This window comes from Variovorax pasteuri, assembly GCF_051216435.1.
In the GTDB taxonomy this organism is placed as follows: domain Bacteria; phylum Pseudomonadota; class Gammaproteobacteria; order Burkholderiales; family Burkholderiaceae_C; genus Variovorax.
Map to the genome: position 1 here is coordinate 137,602 of NZ_JBPJZS010000008.1, position 25,727 is coordinate 163,328.

At 68.8% G+C, this 25,727-nt stretch carries 24 protein-coding genes; 13 read left to right on the forward strand and 11 right to left on the reverse strand.

Going from position 1 to position 25,727, the window contains the following annotated elements; genetic code table 11:
• The first annotated feature begins 32 nt into the window (after positions 1-32).
• The 4 genes from ACSFBM_RS25605 to ACSFBM_RS25620 all read left to right on the forward strand — a co-directional run bounded on the left by ACSFBM_RS25605 (position 33) and on the right by ACSFBM_RS25620 (position 4,878).
• Complete coding sequence (locus ACSFBM_RS25605) at positions 33-728, forward strand: peptidoglycan DD-metalloendopeptidase family protein (protein WP_435486912.1); 696 nt, start codon at positions 33-35, stop codon at positions 726-728.
• 108 nt (positions 729-836) lie between these two features.
• Positions 837-1,019, forward strand: a complete 183-nt coding sequence (locus ACSFBM_RS25610) for a hypothetical protein (RefSeq protein ID WP_435486913.1) — start codon at positions 837-839, stop codon at positions 1,017-1,019.
• Positions 1,020-1,126: 107 nt separating this feature from the next.
• Positions 1,127-2,251, forward strand: a complete 1,125-nt coding sequence (locus ACSFBM_RS25615) for a metallophosphoesterase family protein (RefSeq protein WP_435486914.1) — start codon at positions 1,127-1,129, stop codon at positions 2,249-2,251.
• Positions 2,248-4,878 carry an AAA family ATPase gene (locus ACSFBM_RS25620; RefSeq protein WP_435486915.1) on the forward strand — a complete coding sequence of 877 codons (2,631 nt, stop codon included), beginning with the start codon at positions 2,248-2,250 and terminating at the stop codon, positions 4,876-4,878. Before ACSFBM_RS25615 ends, ACSFBM_RS25620 begins: the two co-directional genes overlap by 4 nt.
• Positions 4,879-4,999: 121 nt before the next feature.
• Here ACSFBM_RS25620 and ACSFBM_RS25625 read toward each other — a convergent pair whose 3' ends face one another.
• The 6 genes from ACSFBM_RS25625 to mltG form a co-directional block, all read right to left on the reverse strand.
• Positions 5,000-5,680 (reverse strand): ankyrin repeat domain-containing protein, encoded by a 681-nt coding sequence (locus ACSFBM_RS25625; protein ID WP_435486916.1) that lies wholly within the window; start codon positions 5,678-5,680, stop codon positions 5,000-5,002.
• Positions 5,677-6,483 carry a TatD family hydrolase gene (locus tag ACSFBM_RS25630; protein WP_435486917.1) on the reverse strand — a complete coding sequence of 269 codons (807 nt, stop codon included), beginning with the start codon at positions 6,481-6,483 and terminating at the stop codon, positions 5,677-5,679. Before ACSFBM_RS25630 ends, ACSFBM_RS25625 begins: the two co-directional genes overlap by 4 nt.
• Before the next feature lie 82 nt (positions 6,484-6,565).
• Entirely contained in the window at positions 6,566-6,946 is a 381-nt protein-coding gene (locus ACSFBM_RS25635; RefSeq protein WP_435486918.1) for a PilZ domain-containing protein, read from the reverse strand.
• Positions 6,943-7,956: a DNA polymerase III subunit delta' gene (locus ACSFBM_RS25640; protein ID WP_435486919.1), complete on the reverse strand. Its 1,014-nt coding sequence runs from the start codon at positions 7,954-7,956 to the stop codon at positions 6,943-6,945. The genes ACSFBM_RS25635 and ACSFBM_RS25640 overlap by 4 nt, the downstream gene beginning before the upstream one ends.
• Complete coding sequence (gene tmk, locus ACSFBM_RS25645; protein ID WP_435486920.1) at positions 7,953-8,621, reverse strand: dTMP kinase; 669 nt, start codon at positions 8,619-8,621, stop codon at positions 7,953-7,955. Before tmk ends, ACSFBM_RS25640 begins: the two co-directional genes overlap by 4 nt.
• Complete coding sequence (gene mltG / locus ACSFBM_RS25650; protein ID WP_435486921.1) at positions 8,618-9,640, reverse strand: endolytic transglycosylase MltG; 1,023 nt, start codon at positions 9,638-9,640, stop codon at positions 8,618-8,620. The genes tmk and mltG overlap by 4 nt, the downstream gene beginning before the upstream one ends.
• A gap of 104 nt (positions 9,641-9,744) precedes the next feature.
• Between mltG and ygfZ the strand changes: the two genes are divergently transcribed.
• Positions 9,745-10,698 carry a CAF17-like 4Fe-4S cluster assembly/insertion protein YgfZ gene (gene ygfZ / locus ACSFBM_RS25655; RefSeq protein WP_435486922.1) on the forward strand — a complete coding sequence of 318 codons (954 nt, stop codon included), beginning with the start codon at positions 9,745-9,747 and terminating at the stop codon, positions 10,696-10,698.
• 144 nt (positions 10,699-10,842) lie between these two features.
• Positions 10,843-11,745 (forward strand): hypothetical protein, encoded by a 903-nt coding sequence (locus tag ACSFBM_RS25660; RefSeq protein WP_435486923.1) that lies wholly within the window; start codon positions 10,843-10,845, stop codon positions 11,743-11,745.
• 3 nt (positions 11,746-11,748) lie between these two features.
• Here ACSFBM_RS25660 and ACSFBM_RS25665 read toward each other — a convergent pair whose 3' ends face one another.
• Positions 11,749-12,609 carry a YbgC/FadM family acyl-CoA thioesterase gene (locus ACSFBM_RS25665; protein WP_435486924.1) on the reverse strand — a complete coding sequence of 287 codons (861 nt, stop codon included), beginning with the start codon at positions 12,607-12,609 and terminating at the stop codon, positions 11,749-11,751.
• Positions 12,610-12,676: 67 nt separating this feature from the next.
• A complete protein-coding gene (locus ACSFBM_RS25670; protein ID WP_435487094.1) occupies positions 12,677-13,591 on the reverse strand; it encodes an alpha/beta hydrolase in 915 nt (304 codons plus the stop codon).
• A 133-nt stretch (positions 13,592-13,724) separates the two neighbouring features.
• Here ACSFBM_RS25670 and ACSFBM_RS25675 point away from each other — a divergent pair, with 133 nt between their 5' ends.
• From ACSFBM_RS25675 to ACSFBM_RS25705, 7 genes are all read left to right on the forward strand, one after another.
• Positions 13,725-14,861 carry an iron-containing alcohol dehydrogenase gene (locus ACSFBM_RS25675; RefSeq protein ID WP_435486925.1) on the forward strand — a complete coding sequence of 379 codons (1,137 nt, stop codon included), beginning with the start codon at positions 13,725-13,727 and terminating at the stop codon, positions 14,859-14,861.
• A gap of 130 nt (positions 14,862-14,991) precedes the next feature.
• Complete coding sequence (locus ACSFBM_RS25680; protein WP_435486926.1) at positions 14,992-17,334, forward strand: type VI secretion system Vgr family protein; 2,343 nt, start codon at positions 14,992-14,994, stop codon at positions 17,332-17,334.
• A gap of 8 nt (positions 17,335-17,342) precedes the next feature.
• On the forward strand, positions 17,343-17,780 hold the full coding sequence (locus ACSFBM_RS25685; protein WP_435486927.1) for a hypothetical protein: 438 nt from the start codon (positions 17,343-17,345) through the stop codon (positions 17,778-17,780).
• A gap of 6 nt (positions 17,781-17,786) precedes the next feature.
• Positions 17,787-20,426 carry a DUF2169 family type VI secretion system accessory protein gene (locus ACSFBM_RS25690; RefSeq protein ID WP_435486928.1) on the forward strand — a complete coding sequence of 880 codons (2,640 nt, stop codon included), beginning with the start codon at positions 17,787-17,789 and terminating at the stop codon, positions 20,424-20,426.
• Positions 20,423-21,559, forward strand: coding sequence for a pentapeptide repeat-containing protein (locus tag ACSFBM_RS25695; RefSeq protein ID WP_435486929.1), 1,137 nt, complete (start codon positions 20,423-20,425; stop codon positions 21,557-21,559). The genes ACSFBM_RS25690 and ACSFBM_RS25695 overlap by 4 nt, the downstream gene beginning before the upstream one ends.
• Positions 21,560-21,687: 128 nt before the next feature.
• Entirely contained in the window at positions 21,688-22,317 is a 630-nt protein-coding gene (locus ACSFBM_RS25700) for a DUF3540 domain-containing protein (protein WP_435486930.1), read from the forward strand.
• 24 nt (positions 22,318-22,341) lie between these two features.
• Positions 22,342-22,728 carry a DUF4150 domain-containing protein gene (locus ACSFBM_RS25705; RefSeq protein WP_435440216.1) on the forward strand — a complete coding sequence of 129 codons (387 nt, stop codon included), beginning with the start codon at positions 22,342-22,344 and terminating at the stop codon, positions 22,726-22,728.
• Between the two features lie 33 nt (positions 22,729-22,761).
• Here the strand turns inward: ACSFBM_RS25705 and ACSFBM_RS25710 are convergent, their stop codons facing one another.
• The 3 genes from ACSFBM_RS25710 to ACSFBM_RS25720 form a co-directional block, all read right to left on the reverse strand.
• Entirely contained in the window at positions 22,762-24,282 is a 1,521-nt protein-coding gene (locus ACSFBM_RS25710) for a methyl-accepting chemotaxis protein (protein WP_435486931.1), read from the reverse strand.
• Positions 24,283-24,369: 87 nt separating this feature from the next.
• Positions 24,370-24,669, reverse strand: a complete 300-nt coding sequence (locus ACSFBM_RS25715; RefSeq protein WP_435486932.1) for a YciI family protein — start codon at positions 24,667-24,669, stop codon at positions 24,370-24,372.
• 49 nt (positions 24,670-24,718) lie between these two features.
• The gene (locus ACSFBM_RS25720) at positions 24,719-25,699 is read right to left on the reverse strand and encodes a tripartite tricarboxylate transporter substrate binding protein (RefSeq protein ID WP_435486933.1); all 981 of its coding nucleotides are present in this window, start codon (positions 25,697-25,699) and stop codon (positions 24,719-24,721) included.
• Positions 25,700-25,727 lie beyond the last annotated feature (28 nt).

Consider the following 25,727-nt stretch of genomic DNA (forward strand, 5'->3'; position numbering starts at 1 on the left):
CAGGCGGGCGTCGGCGTGCAGGCATCGCGCTGATGGCGGCGTTGATGCTGGCCGCGTGCTCCACATCGCCCAGGATGCCCGTCGCGGGCCCTGGCGAGTACGTGGTGCAGCCGGGCGACACGCTGTATCGCATCGCATCGAAAACCGGTCGCTCGGCCGGCGACATCGCGCGCTGGAGCAACCTGCAGGACCCCGACAAGCTCGAGGCAGGGCAGGTGCTGCGCGTGGTTCCGCCCGGCGGCGCGCCGGCGGGCGCGTCGTCCGATGCGTCCCCGCCTGCAAGAGGCGCCGGCAGCGACCGCGCCAGGCCGCCCCGGACCCGGGAAGCCAGGGAGCCCGAGCCCGCCGCGCCGCCTGCATCCCGCCGCAGCGACTGGGGCTGGCCCGCGCCGGGACAGGTGATCGCGGGCTTCAACGGCTCGAGCAACAAAGGCATCGACATCGCAGCCAGCCCGGGCGAAGCGGTGGTGTCGATCGGAGCGGGCAAGGTCGCGGTGACGGAAATGCTGCGCGGCTACGGCAGCGTGGTCATGGTCGACCACGGTGGCTCGTACATGTCGGTCTATACCAACCTGCGCACGGTGATGGTCAAGCAGGGGCAGCGCGTCGAGCGGGGCCAGAAGATCGCGGACATCGGCGGAGGAGACGGCGGCACGAGCAAGCTGCACTTCGAGATCCGCTACCGCGGCAACGCAGTCGATCCACGGCAATACCTGACGGCCCGCTGAACGTCGCGGCACCGGCGCATCTGGCGAAAGGTATCCCCCGAATTGGTGATATCGCAAGGGCCGCGAAATGCGCAGACTCTCGCCCTCGATCTGTCGGAAGGGGGCTACATGGAACTCACGCACTGGATGTTTGTCATTGGCGGCGTCGGCCTGGCGGTGACGACGCAATGGTTCTTGCTGGCGCCTTTCAGCCGCAGCTGGCAGCCGATGAGGGACCAGATCGCCGAGCAGGTCACGCAGTCGGCCGCGCTCGTGGAGGAGTGCGCGTCGGGGACTTCGCCGCGCGTCTGACAGACCGGCGCCCCGCCATGCCGGCGGGCGCCTCGGGTTGATGGCCTGCGGCCCTCTAAGATGCTCGCTGTTTTGAGAAGACGCGAGAGGCAAAGGGAGGGCCACGCATGATTTCTTTGCTCCACACCGCGGACTGGCAGATCGGCCGCGTGTTCTCGCAGTTCGAGCCCGACGACGCCGCGGCGCTGTTCGAGGCGCGCTTCAAGGTGGTCGAGCGGCTGGCCGGCATCGCGGCCGAACGCAAGGTCGACGCCGTGCTGGTCGCGGGCGACGTGTTCGACCTGCAGACCGTGTCCGACAAGACCATCCGCCGCATGTTCAATGCCATGCAGGGCTTCAGCGGGCCGTGGCTGCTGATTCCGGGCAACCACGACTCGGCGCTCAGCGAATCGGTCTGGCGCCGTGCAGAGCGCCTGGGCGCGATACCGCCGAACGCGGTGTGCTGCCTCGAGCCGAGGCCGCACACGGTGGCCGGCAAGTTCGTTCTGCTGCCCGCGCCGCTCACGCAGCGCCACACCTACGGCGACCTCACCGACTGGTTTGCCGCCGCCCCCAGCGAGGCCGGGTTGCCGCGCATCGGGCTGGCGCACGGTTGCGTGCAAGGCATCCTGTCCGAGGACATCGATTCGGCCAACCCGATTGCCGCGGGGCGGGCAGGGGAGGCCGGTCTGGACTACCTGGCGCTGGGCGACTGGCACGGCACGCGGCAGATCGACGAGCGCACCTGGTATGCGGGCACGCCCGAGACCGACCGCTTCCGGGCCAACGATTCGGGGCAGGCGCTGCTGGTGTCGATTGCGGGCGTCGGGGCGGTGCCGGAGGTGGAAACCATCCGCACAGGCCAGTTCGACTGGCAACAGCTGGAGCCGCGGCTCACGGTGGCGTCCGACATCGACGAACTGGTGGAAAAGCTGGCCGCGGTCGACAGCGGCGACGTGCTTCAACTGCGTGTGCAGGGCACCTGCGATCTGGGCGGACACGCCAAGCTGAGCGCCGCGCTCGATGCGGCGCGCGCCCGCGCCCGCGCGCTGGTGTGGGACGGCGAGGCGCTGCGGCTGGAGCCGACGGAAGAAGACATCCAGGCGCTGCACGCCGACGGTTTCGTCGGTGAAGCGCTGCAGGAACTGCGCACCCAACAAGCCGACGCCGACGCGGAGCTGGCCCGCGATGCCTTGCTCACGCTGGCCCGCATCCTCGACGCGCAAGGTGCACGCACGGGGGCGGGCGCATGAAGCTGCAACGCCTTCGCATCGAGAACTTCAAGCTGTTTCGCGCACCGCTGGAGATCGACGGTTTCACGGACGGGCTCAACCTGTTCACGGCGCCCAACGAATCGGGCAAGTCGACCATCGCCGAGGCAATACGCGCCGCGTTCTTCGAGCGCCACCGGTCCAGTGCGGTGGAGCACCTGAGGCCCTGGGGTGAAAGCTCGGCGACGCCCACCGTGGCGCTCGACTTCGAACTCGACGGCAAGCCCTGCAGGCTCACCAAGGCCTTCCTCGGCAAGAAGCGCTGCGAGCTCGTCATCGACGGCAAGGCGATGGATGGCGCCGTGGCGGAAGACCACCTGGCGGCGCTGCTCGGCTTTCGTTTTCCGGGCAAGGGCGCAAGCACGCCGGAGCACATGGGCATTCCGGGGCTGCTGTGGATCAGGCAGGGCACTTCGCACGACATTTCGAACGCCGTCGGCTTTGCCAGCGACCACCTGCGCAACGCGCTCGGCGAGTCGCTGGGCGAACTGGCCTCCAGCCACGGCGATGCCGTGCTGAAAGCCGTGGAGACCGAGCGGAACGAGCTGCTCACGCCCGCCGGCGGCGCGCCGCGCGGCGCCTTCGCGGATGCGCTCAAGCTGCGCACGGAGCTCGAGTCCGAGCTGGCCAGGCTGCATGCCGAGATCGAGGCCTATCGCGCGGGTGTCGATCGGCTGTCGGGCCTGCGCCGCGAGCATCAACGCGACGACGCGGCGCGGCCCTGGGTGGCGCTGCGCGAGCAGCTTGCCGTGGCACAGCAGCGGCTGAACGACGGCAAGGGCCTGGCCGAGCGCAAGGCCGCGCAGGACGCGGCGCTCAAGCCGATCGTGGCGCAGGTGGGCTCTTGGCGCACGCAGCTGCAGGCGATGGAGCGCGAGGAAGCCACCGTCGGCCAGCGCGAAAAGAACCTGCAGGCGGTGAAGGAAGGCCTGGAGAAGGCACTTGGCGAGCTGACGGCCTGGGAGCCGCGCCATGCGGCCGCGGCGCAGGCGGATGCCGGCGCACGCCACACCTTGCGGCTGGCGCGACAGGCCGCCTCGCGGATCGCACAGGAAAAGACGGTCGACAGCCTGGCCGAGCAGCTCGCTGCGCTGGCGAACAGCCTCGACAAGGCCAAGGGCGAGCAGGAGAAAGTCACCCGCCTGCAGGCCGACGCACACGCGCTGGCCATGCCCGACGGCGAGTTGAAGCGCCTGCACCGCAGTGCGGACCTGCTGCGCACGGCGCAGGCCCGGCTCGATGCGGTGTCGACCGCGCTGGCGTTTGATCTGCAGCCCGGCGCCCGGGTTCGGGTGGGCGGCGTCGACATGGCGGGTTCGGCGCGCCAGACCGTCATCGCGCGGACCGAGATCGACATCGAAGGCATCGGGCGCATCACGGTGCTGCCGGGAGGCACGGACCTGGACAGCCTGGGCGTCGAACGTGATCGGGCCCGTGACGAACTGGCCGCGCAGTTGCAGGCCCTGCGAGCGGACAGCGTGGCCGCGATCGAGGAACGCATGCGGCTGCATGCCTTGCGAAAGGGCGAAGCCCATGCGGCGGAGGCGGTGCTGTCGGCGCTGGCGCCCCAGGGTCTGGGCGCGCTTGCCGCCGATGTCGCGTTGCGCGAGGCCCGCCTGGCCGAGGCGAAGGAGGTTCTGCGCGCGATGGCCCCCGCGCCCGACGCGTCGGTGCCGTCAGCCGCGCAGGCCGAATCGGAGGAGGGCGCCGCCCGCACCGCGCTGGAAGCGGCCTCTTCGGCGCTCAACGCGGCCAAGGTGCAGGCGGGCCATGCGCGCGAACAGGTCAAGGCCGCCGAGGACGAACTCGCGGCAGTGCAAGTGACGCTGGCCGACCCAATGCGCGCCGGCCGCAAGCGCGAAGCCGGCGAGGCATTGACCGATGCGCTCGCGCAGCAATCTGCCATCGAGCAGAAGGCCGGTGAACTCGCCCTGCAGTTGCAGACGGTCAATCTGCCGGTGCTGGCTCAGGACGTGGAACGGCTGGAGCGCAGCGTCAGGCAGGCTGAAGCGGCGCACAGCGCCAGGGCCAACGAGATCATGCGGCTCGAAGTCGAACTCGCAACGAAAGGCGCGCTGGGCCAGGAAGAGATCGCATCCGAAAGGCAGCGCGAACTCGAGCACGCCACGCGGCGCTGCACCGAGCTCGGGCGCCACGCCAGGGCGCTGGACCACCTGCTGAAGCTGTTGCGCGACAAGCGCTCGGCACTGGCGCGTCGGCTGCGGGCACCGTTGCAGAAGCACCTCGACCACTACTTGCAGATTCTTTTCCCCGGTGCGCAGGTCGAAGTCGGCGACGACCTGTCACCAGGTCGCATCACACGGCAAGGCGTGCGCGGCGTGCAAAGCGGCGCGTTCGAAGAGCTCAGCGTGGGTGCGCGTGAACAGATGGGCGTCGTGGCGCGGCTGGCCTATGCGGACTTGTTGAAGGAGGCGCACAAGCCGACCTTGCTGATCCTTGACGATGCCCTGGTGCACACCGATGAAGAGCGGCTCGGACAGATGAAGCGCGTGCTGTACGACGCGGCAACGCGGCACCAGATCCTGATCCTCAGTTGCCATCCGGAGGCCTGGCGCGACCTGGGGGTGGTCGCGAGGAGCATTCCGTAGGGATCCACAGCCTTTCAGGGTGGAGGGCTGGTTGGCTTATCGCGCCAACTCTACTCGTCCGTTATTTAACATAATGCACATTGTGTGCATTACATGGCGGTTCGGAAGATCCCCGCAGGCCTCACCATTTCCCATCCTTCGGCACCGCCTTGGGCGCGTTGGCCCTCGCCGTGGCCGCCGCCGCGATCAACGACGCAGCTTCCGCACGGCCCGCCTTGTTCGCGAAATCGACCGCCGTCATGCCCAACTGGTTCTTCATCGTGGTGTCCGCACCCTCGGCCAGCAGCAGCTTCACGGCTTCGCCCGATCCGTACATTGCCGCCATCATCAGCGGCGTGGTGCCGTTGGGCGACTGCGCGTCGATGAAGGCGTAGTTGTCGAGCAGCACCTTCATGATGGTCAGTTGCCCGCTGGTGGCCGCGTAATGCAGCGGCGTCCAGCCGGTCTTGTTGACGGCCGCATCGCGCTTGAGCAACTGCGTGACCAGGTCCTGCTGGCCCTTGATGGCAGCCAGCATCAGTGGCGTTTCGCCCTTGGCGTTGGGCAGGTCCACGTTCGTCTGCGGCGACTCGACCAACACCTGAATGACCTTGGGCGACGGCTCGCGCAGCGCGATCATCAGGCCCGTCTGGCCATGCTCGTCGAGCGTGTTGGGGTCGAAACCGCGCTGCAGCAGGGTGCGCACACCGCTGCCGTTGTCGCCGCGCACGGCCCGGAAGAAATCTTCGAACGAACCTGCATGCGCGGCAAAAGATGTAGCAACAACAAGAAGATAGATTGAATTCTTAAAGTAGTTTTTCATGACTTTACGTCCCTGAACAAGGTTTCGAAGTTGTCGCTCGTGGCCTTGGCTATGGCTTCGACGGGCATCTTTCTGAGCTCGGCGATCTGTTGCGCCACGAAAGGCACGTACGACGGATTGTTGGTCTTTCCGCGGTGCGGCACGGGCGCCAGGTAGGGGCTGTCTGTCTCGATCAGCATGCGATCCAGCGGCACGAAAGCGGCCACGTCGCGCAGATCCTGGGCCTTCTTGAAGGTCAGGATGCCGGAAAACGAAATATAGAAACCCAGGTCAAGCGCGGCACGCGCCACCTCGGCGGTTTCGGTGAAGCAATGGAACACACCGCCCGCCGCGCCGGAAGAGGCGTCCTCGCCCTCCTCTTTCAAAATCGCCAGCGTGTCCGCCGAGGCCTCCCGCGTGTGGATGATCAGCGGCTTGCGCGTTTGCTGGGCAGCGCGAATGTGCACGCGGAACCGGTCGCGCTGCCACTCCATGTCGGAAATGCTGCGCCCGCCCTTGCGTTCTTCCATCTGGTAATAGTCGAGGCCGGTTTCGCCGATGGCCACCACGCGGGGCCGGGCCGCGAGCCGCACCAGGTCTTCGACGGTGGGCTCGGCGATGTCCTCGTTGTCGGGATGCACGCCCACGCTGGCCCAGAAGTTGTCATAGCTGGCGGCCAGCGCCTGCACGTCGTCGAATTCCTCGAGCTTGGTGCAGATGCAGAGCGCCCGCTCGACCTGCGCGGCGGCCATGGCAGCGCGGATCTGCGGCATCTGGTCCGCGAACTCGGGAAACGTGAGGTGGCAGTGGGAGTCTGTGAACATCGGAAATGGCGAGCTGCGACGCTCGCTCCTGTGGGAGATGGCGCCGTGTACAGAGTTCCGCGTCCCAAGGACGGCGGGACGCTCAAATGGTTTGTGTCGGGCGGTCGGAGGCCATCGAGCCGCCGAGCGCGGCCTCGATGCGCGCCTTCAGCTGGCGCGATTTCTCGTCCGACGGAAAGCGGATGCCCACGCCCGGCGCCCGGTTGCCGGCCGCGCGCTGCGGCGTGATCCAGGCGACCTTGCCGGCCACCGGGTAGCGCTGCGGGTCTTCGGGCAGCGTGAGCAGCACGTAGACATCGTCGCCGAGCCGGTATTCGCGCGAGGTCGGAATGAAGATGCCGCCCTCCGCGAACAAAGGGATGTACGCCGCATAGAGCGCGCCCTTTTCCTTGATGGCGAGCTGAATCACGCTCGGCCGGGCGGGCGACGCTGCGAGGGCTGCGGGGGCAACAGGTTGGTTCATGGGCGGCGAGCGGCAGAGTTTAGGGTGGTTCGCGCTTCGCTCACAAGCGCTTCCAGCATCAGGCCCGCATTGAAGGGGTGTTCGGCGGTCCTTGCGGCACCCGCCAGCGACTTCGACCAGCGCGCCAGCGCCAGCCGCGACGGCGCGGCCGGCAGGTCGGCCGCCTCGAAAAACCGGGGTTCGGCACCGTTGCCGACCGCCATCAGGTCATGGCAGAGCTTTTGCAGCGCACCGACCGCCTGCGCCGGTGCGTGATCGGACAGTGCCCCCACGTCGCCGCGCGTCATGGCTTTCGGAAGCAAGGACCACGCCTTGGGCGACTGGCCCGACCGCGCGAGCCGCAGCGCATCGCTCGGCCGGCCGCCGGCGGCGCGCAGCAGCGCGGCGGCATCGGCGGCAGGCACGTCCTGCGCGGCGAGCCACGCCTCGGCCTCGGCGGTCTCGGGCCACGGCAGCGTGAAGCCCAGGCAGCGGCTGCGAATGGTCGGCAGCAGCTGCCACGCGGCTTCGCTGGCCAGCACGAAGCGCACGTCGCCGACCGGCTCCTCCAGCGTCTTCAGCAGCGCGTTGGCAGTGATGTTGTTCATGCGCTCGGCCGGATACACCAGCACCACCTTGCCGCGCCCGCGCGCGCTGGTGCGCTGGGCGAAGCCGACCGCGTCGCGCATCGCCTCGACGCGGATCTCGCGGCTGGCCTTGCGCTTCTTGTCGTCGATGTCGGATTGCGCCTTTTCGTCGAGCGGCCATGCGAGTTCCTGCATGGCGACCTCGGGCATCAGCACGCACAGGTCGGCGTGCGTGCGCACCTCGATGGCGTGGCAGCTGGCGCAATGGCCGCAGGCGGTGCCCTCGGGCGTGGGTTGTTCGCACAGCCAGGCGGAAGCCAGCGCCAGCGCCAGCTCGTACTGTCCGATGCCCGAAGGGCCTTGCAGCAGCCACGCATGGCCGCGCTGGCGCAGCAATTCGGTGAGCGGGCGGCGCAGCCAGGGGGACAACGGGGGGGGGCTCATCGGGCAGGCCCTCCCAGCACGCCGCGCGCCAGCAGCGCCGTTTCCACCTGCTGCCAGACCTGGTCACGCGCCTGGCTGGCGTCGATGCGCACGAAGCGTTGCGCATCGGCCGCCGCGCGATCGGCATAACCCTGCGCGACACGGCTGAAGAACTCGACCGGCTGGGCCTCGAACTTGTCGGGCACGCGCGCGCCGGCCAGCCGTTGCGCGGCAATCTGCGGCGCCAGGTCGAACCACAGCGTGATGTGCGGCTGCAGCAGCGCCGCGGCTGATTGCCCCGCCCTGCCCGCCTGCACCCATTGCTCCAGCGTCGACAGCACGCGCTCGTCGAAACCGCGCCCCGCGCCCTGGTAGGCGAAGGTGGCATCGGTGAACCGGTCGCACAGCACCACATCGCCGCGCAGCAGCGCCGGCTCGATGACCTGCACGACGTGGTCGCGCCGCGCGGCGAACACCAGCAGCGACTCGGTCAGCGGGTCCATCGGTTGCTCGAGGATCAGGCCGCGCAGCGTTTCGGCCAGCGGCGTGCCGCCGGGTTCGCGCGTGCGCACGACCGCACGGCCCTGCGCCCTGAACAGCGCTTCCAGCGCGTCAAGGTGGCTGGACTTGCCCGCGCCGTCGATGCCTTCCAGCGTCAGGAAAAGGCCGGGACCGTTGTCACTCATTGCGTGGCCTTGGGTTTGGAATCGCCGCCGCCGCGCTGGTAGCGGTTGACCGCGCGGTTGTGGTCGTCGAGCGAGCTGCTGAACTGGCTGGTGCCGTCGCCGCGGGAAACGAAATACAGCGATTTGCCTTGCGCCGGCTGCACGGCCGCCAGCAGCGCCGCCTTGCCGGGCATCGAGATCGGCGTGGGCGGCAGGCCGCCGCGCGTGTAGGTGTTCCAGGGCGTGTCGGTCTGCAGGTCTTTCTTGCGCAGGTTGCCGTCGAAGCCGGCGCCCATGCCGTAGATCACCGTCGGGTCGGTCTGCAGCGGCATGCCGATGCGCAGGCGGTTGGTGAAGACCGAGGCAATTTGCGCGCGGTCATTGGCCTTGCCTGTCTCCTTTTCGACAATGCTGGCCAAAACCAGCGCCTCATCGGCCGATTTCAGCGGCAGGTCGGAGGCGCGTGCAGCCCAGGCGGCTTCGAGCTTCTTGTCCATGGCGCGCATCGCGCGCTGCAGCAGGGCGACGTCGGTCGAGCCCTTCGAGTAGGTGTAGGTGTCCGGAAAAAAGCGCCCTTCCGGGTGCACGCCCGGCTTGCCGAGCTTGGTCATGAGCGCCTCGTCGGTCAGCCCCACGCTCTCGGGCTTGAGCTGATCGGCCTTGGCGAGCGCGGCGCGCACCTGGCGGAAGTTCCAGCCCTCGACCAGCACCAGGCTGCGCGTGGCTTCCTCGCCGCGCACCAGCACGTTGAGCAGCAGCTTGGGGGTGACGCCGCGCTCCAGCTCGTAGCTGCCGGCACGCATCTGGCGGTCCTGGCCCGACACACGGAACCACAGGTAGAGCAGCTGCGGCTGCACGTCGACACCCGTGTCGGCCACCGCCTGCGCGATGCCGCGCGGCGTGGTGCCGGGTTCCACGGACAGGTCGACGCTGGGCGCCGGCAGCTTGAGCGGCTGGTGCACCCACCAGAGACCGGCGCCGCCGAGCGCAAGAGCGACCAGGGCGGCGAGCAGGAAGAGCGTGAGGAAGAAGCTGCGCACGGATCCGATGTGGGGAAGACGGAAGAAAGAGCGTGGCCCGGCGGGCCGCGGAGCGGGAGTCCCTGCCGTCCGGAAGGAACAGGCCCGGCCATGATAATTCAGCGATGACCACAGTCGTTCTCAATGGCGTCACCGCCCTCTCCCTGTCCAGCCCATCGGCCGCCTCGGGCCAGCTCGGCGTGATCCGTGCAGAGGGCCCCGACGCCGCCAGCTTCCTGCACGGCCAGCTCACGCAGGACTTCTCGCTGCTCGGCGGCGCCGACGCGCGCCTGGCCGCGCTGTGCACCGCCAAGGGCCGTGTGATCGCAAGTTTCATCGGCATCAAGCCGCAACCTGAACTGGTTCTGCTGGTGTGCAGCCGCGACATCCTGGCCGCCACGCTCAAGCGCCTGTCGATGTTCGTGCTGCGCGCCAAGGTCAAGCTGACCGACGCCACCGAGCAGTTTTCGCTCTACGGCCTGGCCGGCACCGCGCTGACCGCCAACGGCCTCGACGCCGCCGCCCTGCCCGGCAAGCGCACCGCCGTGGGAGACGACGTGAGCGTGGTCTCGCTGTACCCGGCCGACCGCGTCCCTCGCGCCCTGTGGATCGCGCCGGTCGGCCATGCGGCCCCCGTGGGCGCTCCGCTCGACGCCGAGCTGTGGCAATGGAGCGAGGTGCGCAGCGGCATCGTCACGCTGACCGCGCCGGTCATCGAGGCCTTCGTGCCGCAGATGATCAACTACGAATCGGTGGGCGGCGTCAACTTCAAGAAGGGCTGCTACCCCGGCCAGGAAGTGGTGGCGCGCAGCCAGTTCCGCGGCACGCTGAAGCGCCGCACCTACCTCGTTCAGGCCGATGCGCCCCTGGCCGCCGGCCAGGACGTGTTTGCCGCCAGCGACGCCGAGCAGCCCGTGGGCACCGTGGCGCAGGCGGCCTCCGCGCCCGGCGGTGGCTGGGCCGCCCTCATCTCGATGCAGATCTCGGCCCTCGAAGCCGGCGGCCTGCATGCCGGCTCGGCGCACGGCCCGGCGCTCACGCTCGAGCCGCTGCCCTACGCCCTGCTCGAAGACATCTGAGGCCACCTCCCCGGACACGCCCGTCAGTCGGGCATATGGCGCTATCGAACTGATAGCGCCATTTTTTTGCGTGCCGTTTTAACCCCGCCGCCGATGCTGCGCCGTAGAAGCCTGCATCGATCCACTCCCGGCAAGGAAGACACCATGCAGCGCAGATTCTTTTCCACCGCCCTGGCCCTGGGCACCTTGGGCGCACTGGCCGCGGCCTCGTGCCTCCCAGCCTGGGCGCAGAGCCAGCCCTCGGGGCGCATCGGCTCGCTCATGCAGATCAGCGTGGTCGACCGCGGCACCGGCGCCGAGCTGCCCATCTACCGCCACCGCGGCGACTACTGGGTGGCCGGGCGCCCCGGCGCGCGCTATGCCATCCGGGCGCGCAATGTGATGGGCGAACGCATCATGGCCGTGATGTCGGTGGACGGCGTGAACGTCGTCACCGGCGAAACCGCGGGCGTCGGGCAAAACGGCTACGTGTACGGCCCGCGCGAACGCAGCGACATCACCGGCTGGCGCAAGAGCGATTCGCAGATTTCGGCCTTCGAGTTCGCCGCGGCCGGCAACTCCTACGCCAGCCGCACCGGCCGCCCCGACGACGTGGGCGTGATCGGCGTTGCGATGTTCCGCGAGCGCATGCCGGAACCTGCACCGCCCGTCGTCACGCCCTATCCGCAGCGCGACGGTTACGGCGACCTCGAACGGCGCAGCGAGTCGTCGTCGATGGGCGATGCGCGTGCAAAGGCAGCGCCGGCCGACAGCGCCGCTGCCGCCGAGGCCCCCGCCGGCAGCATGGCCCGCCAGCCAGCGCCCAGCCCGAGCCTGGGCACCGCGCACGGCCGCCGAGAAACCTCCTACGTCGGCAAGACCACCTTCGAGCGCGCGCAGTCGTCGCCCGACGAGGTGGTGCGCATCCGCTACGACAGCCGCGAGAACCTCGTGGCCGCGGGCGTGATCCCGATGCCGCCTCCACCGCGCTGGCCGCGTCCGGCGGGCCCGTCGGCGTTCCCGGGTTCCGACGCGGGCTACGTGCCCGACCCGCCGCCGCGCTACTGAAGCTCAGCGCAAGGCGCGACGCATCTCGATGTGCGGTATGCCGGCTTCCTCGAAGCCTTCGCCGTGCACCGCATAGCCGAGCCGCGCATAGAAGCGCTCGGCGCTGCGTTGCGCGTTCAGCGCCACCTCGCGGTCGCCGCGTGCCTGCGCGGCCTCTTCGAGCACCCGCACCACGGCCGCGCCATGTCCGCCGCTGCGCAGGTTGCGATGCACCGCCATGCGACCGATGTGCGACACGCCGTCTTCCGCGTGCAGCAGCCGGCCCGTGGCAATGACCTGGCCCAGCCGGTTGCGCGCCACTGCGTGCAGCACCACGGGGTCGTTCTCGTCCCACTCCAGCGACTCGGGAATGTTCTGCTCCTCGATGAACACGGCGCGGCGCAGTGCGCCCGCGCCTTCGCCCAGCGCGTCCCAGCCGCCGGTTTCCACGGTGCGCATCGGCTCGCCGGCTTCATAGCCGGTGAGAACGTCGCGCAGCACCTGCGGCACAGGCTTCGAGGTCTGCGTGGCCGGGTCGGCGAACACATAGACCAACTCGCAGCCGACCAGGAACTGGTCCTGGCGGAACAGTCCGCCCTCGAACACCATCGACGACGTGCCGATGCGCGTGCAGCGCATCCCCACGTCGAGCATGTCGTCCATGCGCGCAGAGCCACGGAAGTCGATGGTCGCCTTGCGCACGTACAGGTCGCCGCCCAGCGACTGCATCGCCTCTTCGTAAGGCAGTGCGAGCGCGCGCCAGTAGTCCGAGATGGCGGTGTCGAAGTACATGAGGTAGTGCGCGTTGAACACGATCTTCTGCATGTCGACTTCGGCCCAGCGCACGCGCAGGCGGTGGAAAAAGCGGAAATCGCTGCGTTGCATTCTTTGTCTCCGGAAAGGTCTTGGATATTGTGGAAAGGCGGGCTTGGTTCGGGCGCAGCAACCGCGCTCAAGGCTGCAAGGCCTCGCGCAGCGCCCGGGCCGCATCGTCCTGCGCCTGCAGCGCCTCGGGAATCGCCCGGCCCATCTTGATGAACTCGTGGATCACGCCGCGGTAGATCTCCAGGTCGACCGGCACGCCTGCGGCGCGCAGCTTGTCGGCATAGGCAATGCCTTCGTCGACCACCGGGTCGCATTCGGCCAGCGCAATCCAAGCCGGCGCCACGCCGTCGACGTCGTCGGCCAGCAGCGGCGCAAAGCGCCAGTCGTCGCGGTCGGCGCGCGTGCGAACGTACTGCGCGAAGAAGAAATCGATCATGGCCTTCGTGAGCAGCGGGCCCTCGGCATGGCGCGCGTGCGAGGCGGTGTCCTGGTGCGCGGTGGTGCCCGGGTAGATCAGCATCTGCAGCGCCAGCGGCAGGCCGGCGTCGCGCGCAAGAATGGCGCACACCGCCGCGAGCGTGCCACCCGCGCTGTCGCCGCCGACCGCCAGCCTTGCCGGGTCGAGGCCCAGGCTCGCGCCTTCTTTGGCGATGAACTGGAAGGCGTCCCACGCGTCGTTCGACGCGGTCGGGAACTTGTGCGCCGGCGCCAGCCGGTAGTCCACCGACACCACCGCGCAACCGCTCTTGTGGCTCAGCACGCGGCACAGCGTGTCGTGCGTGCGGATGTTGCCGACCGTGAAGCCGCCGCCATGAAAGTACACCAGCACGGGCCGCACATCGGTCGATGGTGCATACAGCCGAGCCGGCATCGCGAAGCCGTCGCGCGCCGCAATATGGAAGTCCTCGATGCGCGCCAGCTCGGGCTTGGGCACCTCCAGCACGCCCGCGCCCTTCTCGTACGAGGCCTTGGCCTCCTCGGGCGTCAGCTGGTCGAGCGGCGGGTGGCCGGCGCGCGCCATGCGCTCGACCACGCTCGCCATCTTCGGCGTGAGTCGTGAAGCCTGTGGTGTTCCGGGGGAGACAGCGGCAAGGGTTTCTTTCGTGTGCAAGACGGTTCGCTCTTGTTAGATTTGGCTGGTCGGCAATCGTACTGCCCGGAGCATTCCCACACCCATGGCCCTCATCCAATACCTCACCCAGATCCAGTTCGAATTCGGCGCCATCAAGCTGCTGTCCAGCGAGTGCGCCCGCATCGGCATCAACCGCCCGCTGATCGTGACCGATGCCGGCGTGCGCGCGGCCGGCGTGCTGCAGAAGGCGCTGGACGCCATCGCCGATCTCGAGGTGTCGGTGTTCGACCAGACGCCCTCCAACCCGACCGAAGCCGCCGTGCGCGCAGCCGTCGAGCTGTACCGCAGCGGTCGCTGCGACGGCCTCATCGCGGTGGGCGGCGGCTCGGCCATCGACTGCGCCAAGGGCGTGGCCATCGCGGCCACGCACGAAGGCCCGCTCAAGACCTACGCCACCATCGAAGGCGGCTCGCCCAGGATCACCGAGCGCGCGGTGCCGCTCATTGCGGTGCCCACCACCAGCGGCACCGGCAGCGAGGTGGCGCGCGGCGCCATCGTCATCGTGGACGACCACCGCAAGCTCGGCTTTCACAGCTGGTTCCTCATGCCCAAGGCCGCCATCTGCGACCCCGAGCTCACGCTGGGACTGCCGCCCAGGCTCACGGCCGCCACCGGCATGGACGCCATTGCGCACTGCATGGAAACCTTCATGTCGGCTGCATTCAACCCGCCAGCGGACGGCATCGGCCTGGACGGCCTGGAGCGCGCCTGGGGCCACATCGAACGCGCGACGAAGGACGGCAGCGACCGCGAGGCGCGCCTGAACCTCATGAGCGCCTCGATGCAGGGCGCCATGGCCTTCCAGAAGGGCCTGGGCTGCGTGCATTCGCTGAGCCACAGCCTGGGCGGGGTCGATCCTCGCCTGCACCACGGCACGCTCAATGCCCTCTTCCTGCCCGCGGTGATCCACTTCAACGCGGGTGCCGAGTCGGTGCAGAAGGAGCAACGCCTGCAACGCATGGCGCAGGCCATGCACCTCGATTCGGCGGGCGACCTGGGCGATGCCATCCGCGACATGAACGCGCGGCTCGGACTGCCCAAGGGCCTGGCCGAAGTGGGCGTGACGCCCGCGATGTTCGAGAAGATCATCGACGGCGCCATGGCCGACCACTGCCACAAGACCAACCCGCGGCTCGCCTCGCGCGACGACTACACGGCCATGCTCCAAGCCTCGATGTGAGGCCCTTGCGGGCGCCATGTAAGCGCTTCTTCTACGCTTGCCGAGTCATGCCGATGACATGAGGGATTTCTAGACTGACATGAAAGGCTTCGCTCCCGCGAAAGCCCAAAAGGGTCAGGGGAAATTCCGAATGCCGCGTACCGTCCAAGTCCATACCGTCCTGAGCGCCGAGCAGCTCAAGTTCCGCGCCATGCGGGGACGCGAAGGACTCTCGCAACTCTTCGAGTTCGAGGTGGACATGGTCAGCACCAGCTTCAGCCTCGACCTGAAGCAGCTGCTCGGCACCTCGCTCACCATGGAGCTGGCCGACGAAGCCGGTCCGCGCTTTCTCAACGGCACCGTGGTGCGCTTCGAACTGGTGGGCCGCGCCAACGAAACCGGCCGCCACTACATCTACCGCGCACTGGTGCAGCCGTGGCTGTGGTACCTCACGCGCACCAGCGACTGCCGCATCTTCCAGAACAAGAGCGTGCCCGAGGTGCTCGACGAGGTGCTGGGCAAATACGGCTTCCAGTTCGAGAAGCGCCTCACCGGCAGCTACGCCGCCTGCGAATACTGCGTGCAGTACCAGGAGAGCGACTTCGCCTTCGTGAGTCGCCTCATGGAGCAGGAAGGCATTGCCTACCACTTCGAGCACGGCGACGGCACGCACCTGCTGGTGCTGGCCGACGACACCGGCAGCTACACGCCCCTGCCCCGCCACGCCAGCATTCCGTACCGCCCGCGCGACCGCGTCCTCAACGCGCTGGAGCCCTGCATCGACCAATGGCGCGCGACCGAGCAGATCACCTCGGGCCGCGTGATGCTCGACGACTTCGACTTCAAGAAGTCGCGCGCCTCGCTGCAAAGCGTGCAGCAAGACCCGAAGCCGCACGAGCATTCGAGCTACGAGGTCTACGAATGGCTGGGCGGCTACAGCGAGCACCAGCAGGGCGACGCCTACGCACGCATCCGCCTGCAGGAGCTGCAGTGCGCGCACGAGCTGGCCGCCGGCCACACCAACGTGCTCGGCATGGCGCCGGGCTATCTGTTCGAGATGACGCACTGCCCGCGCGAGTCGGACAACCGCGAGTACCTGGTCACCGAAACCCGCTACGACCTGCGCGAGCCCGAGTACTCCTCGGGCGGCAGCAGCGAATCGGTGTGCGCGTTCGACTTCACCGTGCTGCCCTCGAGCGTGACCTACCGCCCCGCGCGCACCACGCCGCGCCCGCGCACCAACGGCCCGCAGACCGCCACCGTGGTGGGCCCGCAAGACATCTGGACCGACCGCTTCGGCCGTGTGAAGCTGCAGTTCCGCTGGGACCGCTACGGCCAGTCGGACGAGAACAGCTCGTGCTGGGTGCGCGTGTCGAGCAACTGGGCCGGCGCCAACTTCGGCACCATGCACATGCCGCGCGTGGGCCAGGAGGTGATCGTCGATTTCATCGGCGGCGCGCCCGACCGCCCCATCATCACCGGACGCGTCTACAACAGCGACCAGATGCCGCCCTGGGAGCTGCCCGCCAACGCCACGGCCAGCGGCATCCTCACGCGCTCCAGCAGCGGCGGCGCGGCCAACCAGGCCAACATGCTGCGCTTCGAGGACCGCGCGGGCGCCGAGCAGATCCTGCTGCACGCCGAGCGCAACCTCGACGTGGAGGTCGAGGCAGACGAGACGCACACCACCGACGGCACCCGCACCACCCTCGTCAAGGGCCACGAGTCGGCCACCTACCAGAGCGGCGAAACCCGCGACATCACCGCCGGCGCCAAGGAAACCATCACCGGCGGCGACACGCGCAGCGTGACCGGCGGCTTCACCGAGACCGTGACCGGCGGGGTGAACCAGAACATTGCGGGCGGCAAGACCCGCGTGCTCAGCGGCGGGCTGAAGGACACCATCACGGGCGGTGTCAACTCCGCCATCACGGGCGGCTACCGCGGCACCATCGACGGGCAGGAAATACGCTACGTGAGCGCGGGCCGCGAGGACACCATCGACACCTCGAACACCGTGCTGGTGAACGGCCCCTCGACCACCACCGTCACCGGCCCCACCGTGCACACCTCGCCGGACGTGACCTTCAACACCACCAACCACATCCACAACACGACGCAGCACGTCATCAACACCAACGTCTACAACACGACGTCGAACACCTACAACAACCTGACGAACAACTACACCAACAACTCCGTCAGCTACACCAACAACTACGCCAAGAGCAGCGACTGGCGCCTGGCGCGGGCCGGCGGCGCGGGATTCCGCTTCGGGGCGGTGGGCCTGTCGCTGGACTTCTGGGGCGTGCGCCAGCAGTTCTACGGCGTCAACTCGCAGTACGCGGTGCTGAAGGTGGACTTCATCACCTTCAAGATCGCGAACAAGGGCATCGACATCACCACCCAGGCCACCTCGGTGGCGCGGGCGGCGCTGCGTTTCTACATGGATGGCCTGGCAACCTATGCGCAGGCCATGCACATCGTGATGTGAAGGACGGCATGCCTGAGTGGGAAACGCTTCTGTGGATCTTCTTCGCGGTCGTGATGACCGGCGTCATCGTGGCGAGCATCGGCGCGGTCGGCCACATGCGCCGCGAGAACAGGCTGTACAGCGCCGAACAAAAGCGGTGGGCCGTGCTCGCGCAGTCGGGCCGGCCCGTCGAAGGCACGGTGCGCAACTTTCGCATGCACCCGGGCAACATGACGCGCGGCGGCTCGCGCGGGCAGACCGTGTGCGCCGTGGTGCTCGACGTCGACTACACGGACGGCACCGGCGCGCCCCGCACCGCGTCGATCCGTACCTTCATCGAAGACGCGCTGGTCCCCAGCTTCCAGGCGCCGGGCAAGCGCGTTCAACTGCGCCATGACCCGCAAGATCCTGCATCGGTCGCCATCGACCGCGAGCGCACGCCGCTGGAAATTCCGCGTGCGCCCTGAGCATCGATGAAGACCGTCAAGCCGCTGCGCCTGAGCATCACCACGCGGCCGTTCCTGCGCCAGGGCGAACAGCGCCTGGCCGTCACCACACTGTGCATGGTGTCGATGGGCGGCGCGCCGGTGCTGACGCCCGAGCCCGCGTTCTGGAAGACGCTGTCCGACGAGCTGGGCGCCGCCACCGCCATCGACCTGGGGCTGCCGAAGGCACGCGCCGAGGTGCTCGCCACCGGCTTCGCCTACACCGCGCACCAGCCCGAAAAGACGCGGTGCGCCGTGCGCGTGCAGTTGGGCGGCCTGTGCAAGGACCTGGCCGTCTTCGGCGACCGCTACTGGCTCGGCGGGCGCGCCACCGAGCCGCAGCCGTTCGAGGCGATGCGCATGGACTGGACCCGCGCCTATGGCGGCCCCGACTTCGCCGACAACCCGCTGGGCCGCGGCCATGCGCTCGAGCAGGTCAACGGCCAGGCGGTGCAGCGCCTGCCCAACATCGAGAACCCGGCTGCGCAGGTGCACCGCCCCGGCGACCAGCCCGAGCCGGCCGGCTTCGGCCCCATCGACATCGCCTGGCCGCGGCGCATGCGCCTGATCGGCAGGCAGTACGACGAGCACTGGCGGGCCCATCTGTTTCCCGGGTTTGCCGAGGACATGGACTGGCGGCTGTTCAATGCCGCGCCCACCGACCAGCACCTGGCCGACTCGGCGGAGATTGCACCGGGCACGCCCTATGCGGTCTGGAACATGCACCCCGCGCAGCCCATTCAGCAGGGCCGGCTGCCGCGCTGGCGCGCCCTCGCCTTCGTCGTGCGGCGGCATGCGCCTGAGCAGGCGGAAGAAATCGCGCAGCGGCTGACCACGGCCTGGTTCTTCCCGCACCTGGACCGCGTGGCGCTGATCTTCCACGGCGAAACGCGCATCGAGGAAGACGATGCCTCGGACATCACGCACGTGATGCCCGCGCTCGAAGCCGCCGATGCGCCGCGCGGCCTGGCGCACTACGCCACCGTGCTGCGCCAGCGCTGCGACCCCGACAAGGGGGCGCTCTACATGTTCCGCGACGACGAACTGGTGCCGCAGGATGCCATCGGCCCCTGGCTCGACCAGCCCGAGACCGCCGAGTCGGCGCTGGTGCGCAACATGCGCGAGCGCGGCACGCAGGCCCGCGAAGAGCTCAAGCAGATGGCGCTGGAAGCCGGCCACAAGGCCCGCCATTTCAGGGAACGCCCGCTGCCGGAGCCCTTCAGGCGCATGCCCACGCTGCGCGAGCTGCCCGAGTTCGTGGAACAGGCCGATGCCTACGCCCGCGCGCAGCGCGAACAGGGCGCGGTCGAGCGCCAGCGCCTGCAGCGCGAGGCCGACGCCAATGCCAAGGAGTCGATGAAGGTCGGCTTCGACACCGGCAAGCTGGTGCGCGAACACGACCGCACCGAGCTCAAGGGCCCGCCGCGCGTGGACGGTGCGTCGGTGCTGCGCGGCTTCACCGGCATCGCCGCCGCCACGGGCACCGCGCCGGCGCCACCGAAGCAGGTCGAGGCCATGCGCCAGATGACCGAGGCCGGCGAGCGCGGGCTGATGGCGCTGTACCGCGGCTCGGCACAGCACCAGGCCCGCATCGACCCGCTGCTGGCGGAACGCCTGGCCGCGCTGCGCGCCCAGGTCTCGGCCACGCTGCAAGGCAGCCGCGACTTGACCGACACGGACCTGACCGGCGCGGACCTTGCCGGCATGGACCTGCGCGGCGCCTGCTTTCGCCGCGCCCTGCTCGAAAGCGCCGACCTGCGGCATGCCGTGTGCGACGGTGCCGACTTCAGCGACGCGGTGCTGGTGCGGGCCCAGTTGACCGATGCCAGCCTCCGGGGAGCGGTGCTGCACCAGACCAACCTGGCGGGCATCGACTGCGAGCGCGCCGACTTCTCGGGCGCGCAGATGGAAGGCACGAAGCTGGAACAGGTGAAGTTCGCGCAGTGCAACTTCACGGGCGCGCGGCTGCACCACGTGCATGTGCTGCAGTCGCAGATCACCGGTTGCAGCTTCGACGAGGCGGACATCGCCTACGCCGGCTTCCTGTCGGACACCGCGCTGGCGCAATGCAGCTTCCGCCGCGCCCGGCTAGTGAAGGTGGGGTTTCTTTCCTGCAGCGTGGCACGGCTCGATTTCACAGGCGCCTCGCTCGAAGCCTGCGCCTGGACCCACACCGTGTGCGACGACGGCATCGTGTTCGCGGGCGCCCTGCTGCACACCACCTGCTTCGCGGGCCGCACCAGCCTGCGCGAAGTCAATTTCGAGGCAGCCACGCTGGTGCAATGCAGCCTGCGCGCCATGCCGATGCAAGGCGTGCGCCTGGCCCGGGCCACGCTCGACACCTGCGACCTGTCTTCCTGCGACCTGAGCGCGGCCGACCTCGCCGACGTGCAGGCGCCCGAAAGCCTGTTCATCCGCAGCGACCTCAGCCGCGCCTCGCTGCGGGGCGCCAACCTGATGACCGCCAACTTCAACAAGGCCCTGCTGGCCGGCACCGACCTGCGCGAGGCCAACCTGTTTCGCGCCGACATGTCGCAGATCCGCATCGACGGCATCACCGAAACCCGGGGCGCCTACATCGCGCAGACCAAGACCGTGCCGGCCTTGGCCGCGGCACCGAAGCGATGAGTCCGCAGGAGCTTGCAGCCAAGGTCCGCAACGGCGAGCGCATGGATGCAGAAGACTTCAGCGGCATGGCGCTGCACGGGCTGGACCTGTCGGGCGGCATGTTCAGCGACTGCCGTTTCACGCGCGCGGGCCTTGCGGGCAGCCAACTGAACGACGCGGTGTTCGACCGCTGCACCTTCGACGGTGCGGCGCTGGGCGCGGGCCGGCTCGACGGCGCGACCTTCCTGCGCTGCAGCCTGCGCGAGGTGGACGCGGACGCCAGCCACTGGACGGGCGCGGTGGTCGCGGAGTGCGACCTGCGCGGCGCACGTTGCGCCGACACGCTGCTCGCGAACGCCGCATTCCAGAACTGCGAGCTGCAGGGCGCCGTGTTCGAGCGCGCCACGCTGAAGCAGACGATCTTCAACGACAACCACATGGGCGATGCAGACCTGCGCGACGCGGCGCTCACCAGCGCGGTGTTCTTCCGCTCCGACTTGCGCGAGGTCGGCTTCCAGGGCGCGCACTTTCACAACGTCGTGTTCTCCGAGGCCGACCTGCGCGGCCAGTCGTTCGCAGGCCAGTCGTTCGCGCTGTGCCAGTTCACCGATGCGCGCCTGTCGGACTGCGTGTTCGAAGACGCGCAGCTCACGCAATGCAACTTCAAGGGCGCCACGCTGGCCGGCGCCCGCATGGCCCGCGCGCAGGCACCGCAGTCGCTGTTCCCCGAGGCGGACCTGCGCCGGGCCGACCTGCGCGGCGCGCTGCTCGACCACACGCTGTGGATCGACGCACAGCTGGGCCATGCCGACTTCTCCGGCGCCAGCCTGGTGCAAGGCGTGTTCCAACGCGCGCATTGCCAGGACGCCGACTTTTCTCGCACACGCCTGAACTACGCCGACTTCTCCTACGCCGACCTGCGCGGTGCCAATTTCGAGAAAGCCCTGTTCCAACGCACCCAGCTGCACCGCGCCGACCAGGCCGGCGCGCGCTGGAGCGACCGGCTCGGCGTGCTCGACAACGACCCGCATCTGCACGAGGCCGAACGCATCGCCGCGCAGCGCCCCACGCGCGCCGCCCGGCTCGACCGCGATGCGCAGGGCCGCAGGCCACCGGTCGAACGTTTTCCCTCCGAACCGAAGGACCCCGCATGACGATGCAGACTGGCCGATCGATTTCCGCCGCCCCGCACGCCGCGCCAGTGGCTGAAAGCGAACTGGCACCGCTTCTTCGCAAGGCCCCGCCCGCAAAGCGGCAAAGTGCGCCCCCCTCCGGCATTTCCATGGCCAAGGTCGTGGCCAGCCATTCGGACGACAGGCACGAGGTGGTTGTCGCGGGCGACAGCCGCGCGCTGGCTTGCCTGCGCGCGGCCAGCTGCCTGCTGGTGCCCGCGCCGGGGGACACGGTCATGGTCGCGGGCCCCGGCGACAGCGAAAACGAAAACGAAAACGAGCTCTACCTCATCGCCGTCGTGGCCCAGGCCGACGCACGGCAGGCGGTGCTCGCTGTGAACGGCGACCTGACGCTGGCGTCGCGGCACGGCGCCGTCGCGGTGCGCAGCGCCGGAGCGCTCGAGCTGCAATCGGACACGGCCGTTGCCACCCGCGCGCCCGAATGGCAGCTGAACGCCGAGCGCGGCCAGTGCCATGTCGCGTCGCTGGACTACCAGGGCGCGGAGGTGCGCTTCAGCGTGCTGGTGTCGCGTTTCGTGGGCCGTGCCTGCGAGGTGGTGCTCGACCGGCTGCACCTGCTCACCCGCTCCAGCTTCCGGCTGACCGAAGACGTCGAGCAGGTGCGCGCGGGGCAGATCGACATGCAGGCCTCGGGCACCCTGCGCCTGCATGCGAACAACACCCTGGTGACCAGCAAGGAACTGGTCAAGGTGGACGCCGAACAGATCCACATGGGTTGATTCAACCCGCAAGAAAGCCCCGCCATGTTTGCCAATTCCCAGATGATGGGCATGGACCTCGCGTTCCCCGATGTCTGCAAGACACCGCCGGCCGTGCCCATCCCCTACCCCAACTTCGCGCTGGGGCCCACCGCCATTCCCAATGCCTGGAACATCCTCTACGGCGGCACGCCCGCGCACAACCTCGCGACGACCACGCCCATCACCAACGGCGACAACGCAGGCGTGCTGATGGGCGTGGTGTCGCAGACGGTGATGGGCCCGTCGCGCCACATCACCGGTGCCTTCACCGTGCTGCTGAAAGGCTCGCCGTGCACGCGCATGACCAGCCTCACGGTGCAGAACCGCAGCAACATCGTGGGCATGCGCATCGTACCCAGCCAGTTCAAGGTGCTGGTGCTGGCGCCCTGAAGCCAAGGTGAACCGGGTCGACCGCGCGCCGCGTCAGACCTTGAACACGCTCACCGCGTGAACCAGGCTGCCGGCCTGCTCCTGCAGCGAACCGGCGGCCGCGGCGGCCTGCTCCACCAGCGCGGCGTTCTGCTGCGTGGCCTGGTCCATCTGGCTGATGGCCTGGTTGATCTGCTCGATGCCGGTGGTCTGCTCCTGGCTCGCGGCCATGATCTCGCCCATGATGTCGGTCACCCGGCGCACGCTGGCCACGATCTCCTGCATGGTCTTGCCGGCCTCGGCCACCTGGTCGCTGCCCGTGCCGACCTTGTCGACCGAGTCGTCGATGAGCGTCTTGATTTCCTTGGCCGCACCCGCCGAGCGCTGCGCCAGGTTGCGCACTTCCGACGCCACCACCGCAAAGCCGCGGCCCTGCTCCCCGGCGCGCGCTGCTTCCACGGCGGCGTTCAGCGCCAGGATGTTGGTCTGGAACGCGATGCCGTCGATCACGCCGATGATGTCCACGATCTTCTTGGACGACGCATTGATCGAGCCCATGGTGTCCACCACCTGCCCGACCACGCTGCCACCGCGCACCGCGACCTCGGAGGCCGACACCGCGAGCTGGTTGGCCTGGCGCGCGTTGTCGGCGTTCTGCTTCACGGTGCTCGTGAGCTCTTCCATCGACGCGGCGGTCTGCTCCAGCGAGCTGGCCTGTTCCTCGGTGCGTGAAGACAGGTCGAGGTTGCCCGAGGCGATCTGCCCGCTGGCCGTGGCGATGGTGTCGGTGGAGCTGCGAATTTCCGACACGGTGCCGGCCAGGCTTTGCTGCATCTGGTGCATGGCGTGCAGCAGGCTCGCGGTGTCGCCCGGTCGCAGCCGCACCTCGATGCCCAGGTCGCCCGCGCCGATCCGGCGCACTACCTCGGAGGCGTAGTCGGGCTCGCCGCCGAGCTGGCGGTACAGGTTGCGCGCCATGCCCCAGGCCATGCCGCCCACGATCACCATGAGCACGCCGCCGATGCCCAGCAGGATCACCGTGTTGCGCCAGAAGGCGGTGTCGATGTCGTCGATGTAGTCGCCGAAGCCGACGATCCAGTCCCAGGGCTCGAACTTGACGATGGCGTAGAGCTTCTGCACCTCTTCCTTGGCCCCCGGGCGGGTGCCGTAGGCGATGAGCGTGGCAACCGTGTGGCCCGCCAGCGCGGCGCGGTAGCGCTCGCCGGCTTCCTTGCCGCCCTTGGCGTCCACGATGCCCACGCGCTTGGGGTTGGGGTGCACGTAGTTGACGTCGTTGGTGTAGCCGCGCACGAAGAAGTAGAGCTCGTCCTTGCGCAGGCTGCCGATGAGCTTCTTGGCTTCCTTCTGCGCCTGGTCGCGCGTGAGTTCGCCCGATTTTTCCTGCTCGTACAGGCGTTCGAGGGAGGCATTGGCCAGCACCACCAGCGTGGAGAGCTGCGCCGTGCGCTCCTTCATCATCGATTGCCGCAGCGTTGACAGCGAGACGGAGGCCAGCACGACCATGCCGAGCAATGCGGCGGCGCACAGAAGGAGGATTCGGGTTCGGAGCTTCATGGAGGGCAGCAGACAACAGGGAGTGAGGTACTTCTGCTTATCGGCAGCGCCGCCCGGATCTTGAGCCGCCGAGGCCGGCTTTACATGTCAGGGTTCGCTGAACCAGGCTTCGGCCCAGCCCTGGCGCTTGACCGGGTTGAACTCGTTGAACGTGAAGCTGGCGAGCCTGCCGGTGCTGAACGGGTCTTCGGCGAAGAAGGCCTGCAGCGCCTCCAGCGAAGGGGCGCGGGCCAGCAGAAAGCCACCGGTCGCGGGCACCTTGGGCCCGGAACACAGGAGCAGGCCGGCGTCATAGCCGAGTTGAAGGTAGGCGCGGTGCGCCGGCACCGATTCCTGGATGCGCGCCAGCGGCACGAGGTAACTGATTTCGACGATGAAGTGCTTCATGCACTTGGCGAAGCACCTGCCGTGCCAGCCACCGCGCGCTTGCCGGCCCCTACTCCGCCTTGACCCCGGCCGTGCGGATGACTTTGCCCCACTTGGCCGTCTCCGCCGTGATGAAGGCGTCGAACTCCTCGGGCGTGCTGCCCGCCGGAATGGTGCCCATGGCGTCGAGCTTGGCGCGGGTGTCGTCGCTCTTGACGATGCGCGCCACTTCCTCGGACATGCGCTTGACGATGTCGCGCGGCGTGGCCGCCGGCGCCAGCATGCCCGCCCAGGTGCTGCCGGTGAAGCCCGCGAAGCCCTGCTCGATGAAGGTGGGCACGTCGGGCGCGGCGGCCAGGCGCTTGTCGCCCGCCACGCCGATCAGCCGCACCTTGCCGGCCTTGGCCTGGTTGATGAGCCCGGTGGGCGCGTCGAAGAACAGCTGGATCTGCCCGCCCATCAGGTCGGTGAGCGCGGGCACGGCGCCGCGGTACGGGATGTGGATCATGTAGGTCTGCGTGAGCGACTTCCACAGCTCGGTGGTCAGGTGCGCGGCCGAGCCGTTGCCCGAGGAACCGAAGCTGATCTTGCCGGGGTTTGCGCGCGCGAAGTCGATGAGCTCGCGCGCCGTCTTGAACGGCGCATCGACGTTCACCGCGGCCAGCAGCGGCGACACGCCCATCAGCGACACGCCGGCGAGGTCCTTGCGCGGGTCGTAGGGCAGCTTGGGGTACAGCGTGGTGTTGGCCGCGTAGGCGGCAATGACGACGCCGAAGGTGGTGCCGTCGGGCGGCGCCTTGGCAATGGCATCGACGCCGATGAGGCTGTTGGCGCCGGGCTTGTTGTCGATCAGCACGGGCTGGCCCAGTCGCGTCTGCAGGCCGATCTGCACCAGCCGCGCCATCTGGTCGGTGAACCCGCCCGGCGTGTACGGCACCACGATGCGAATCGGCTTGCTGGGCCATGCGGTCTGCGCGAAAGAAGGCAAGGCAAGGCTTGCGGCGGCGGTGGCGAGCGTGAACCTGCGGCGAGACAGCGTGGCGTGAGACATGTGGTGCGAACCCCTCTTCGTTGTTCCG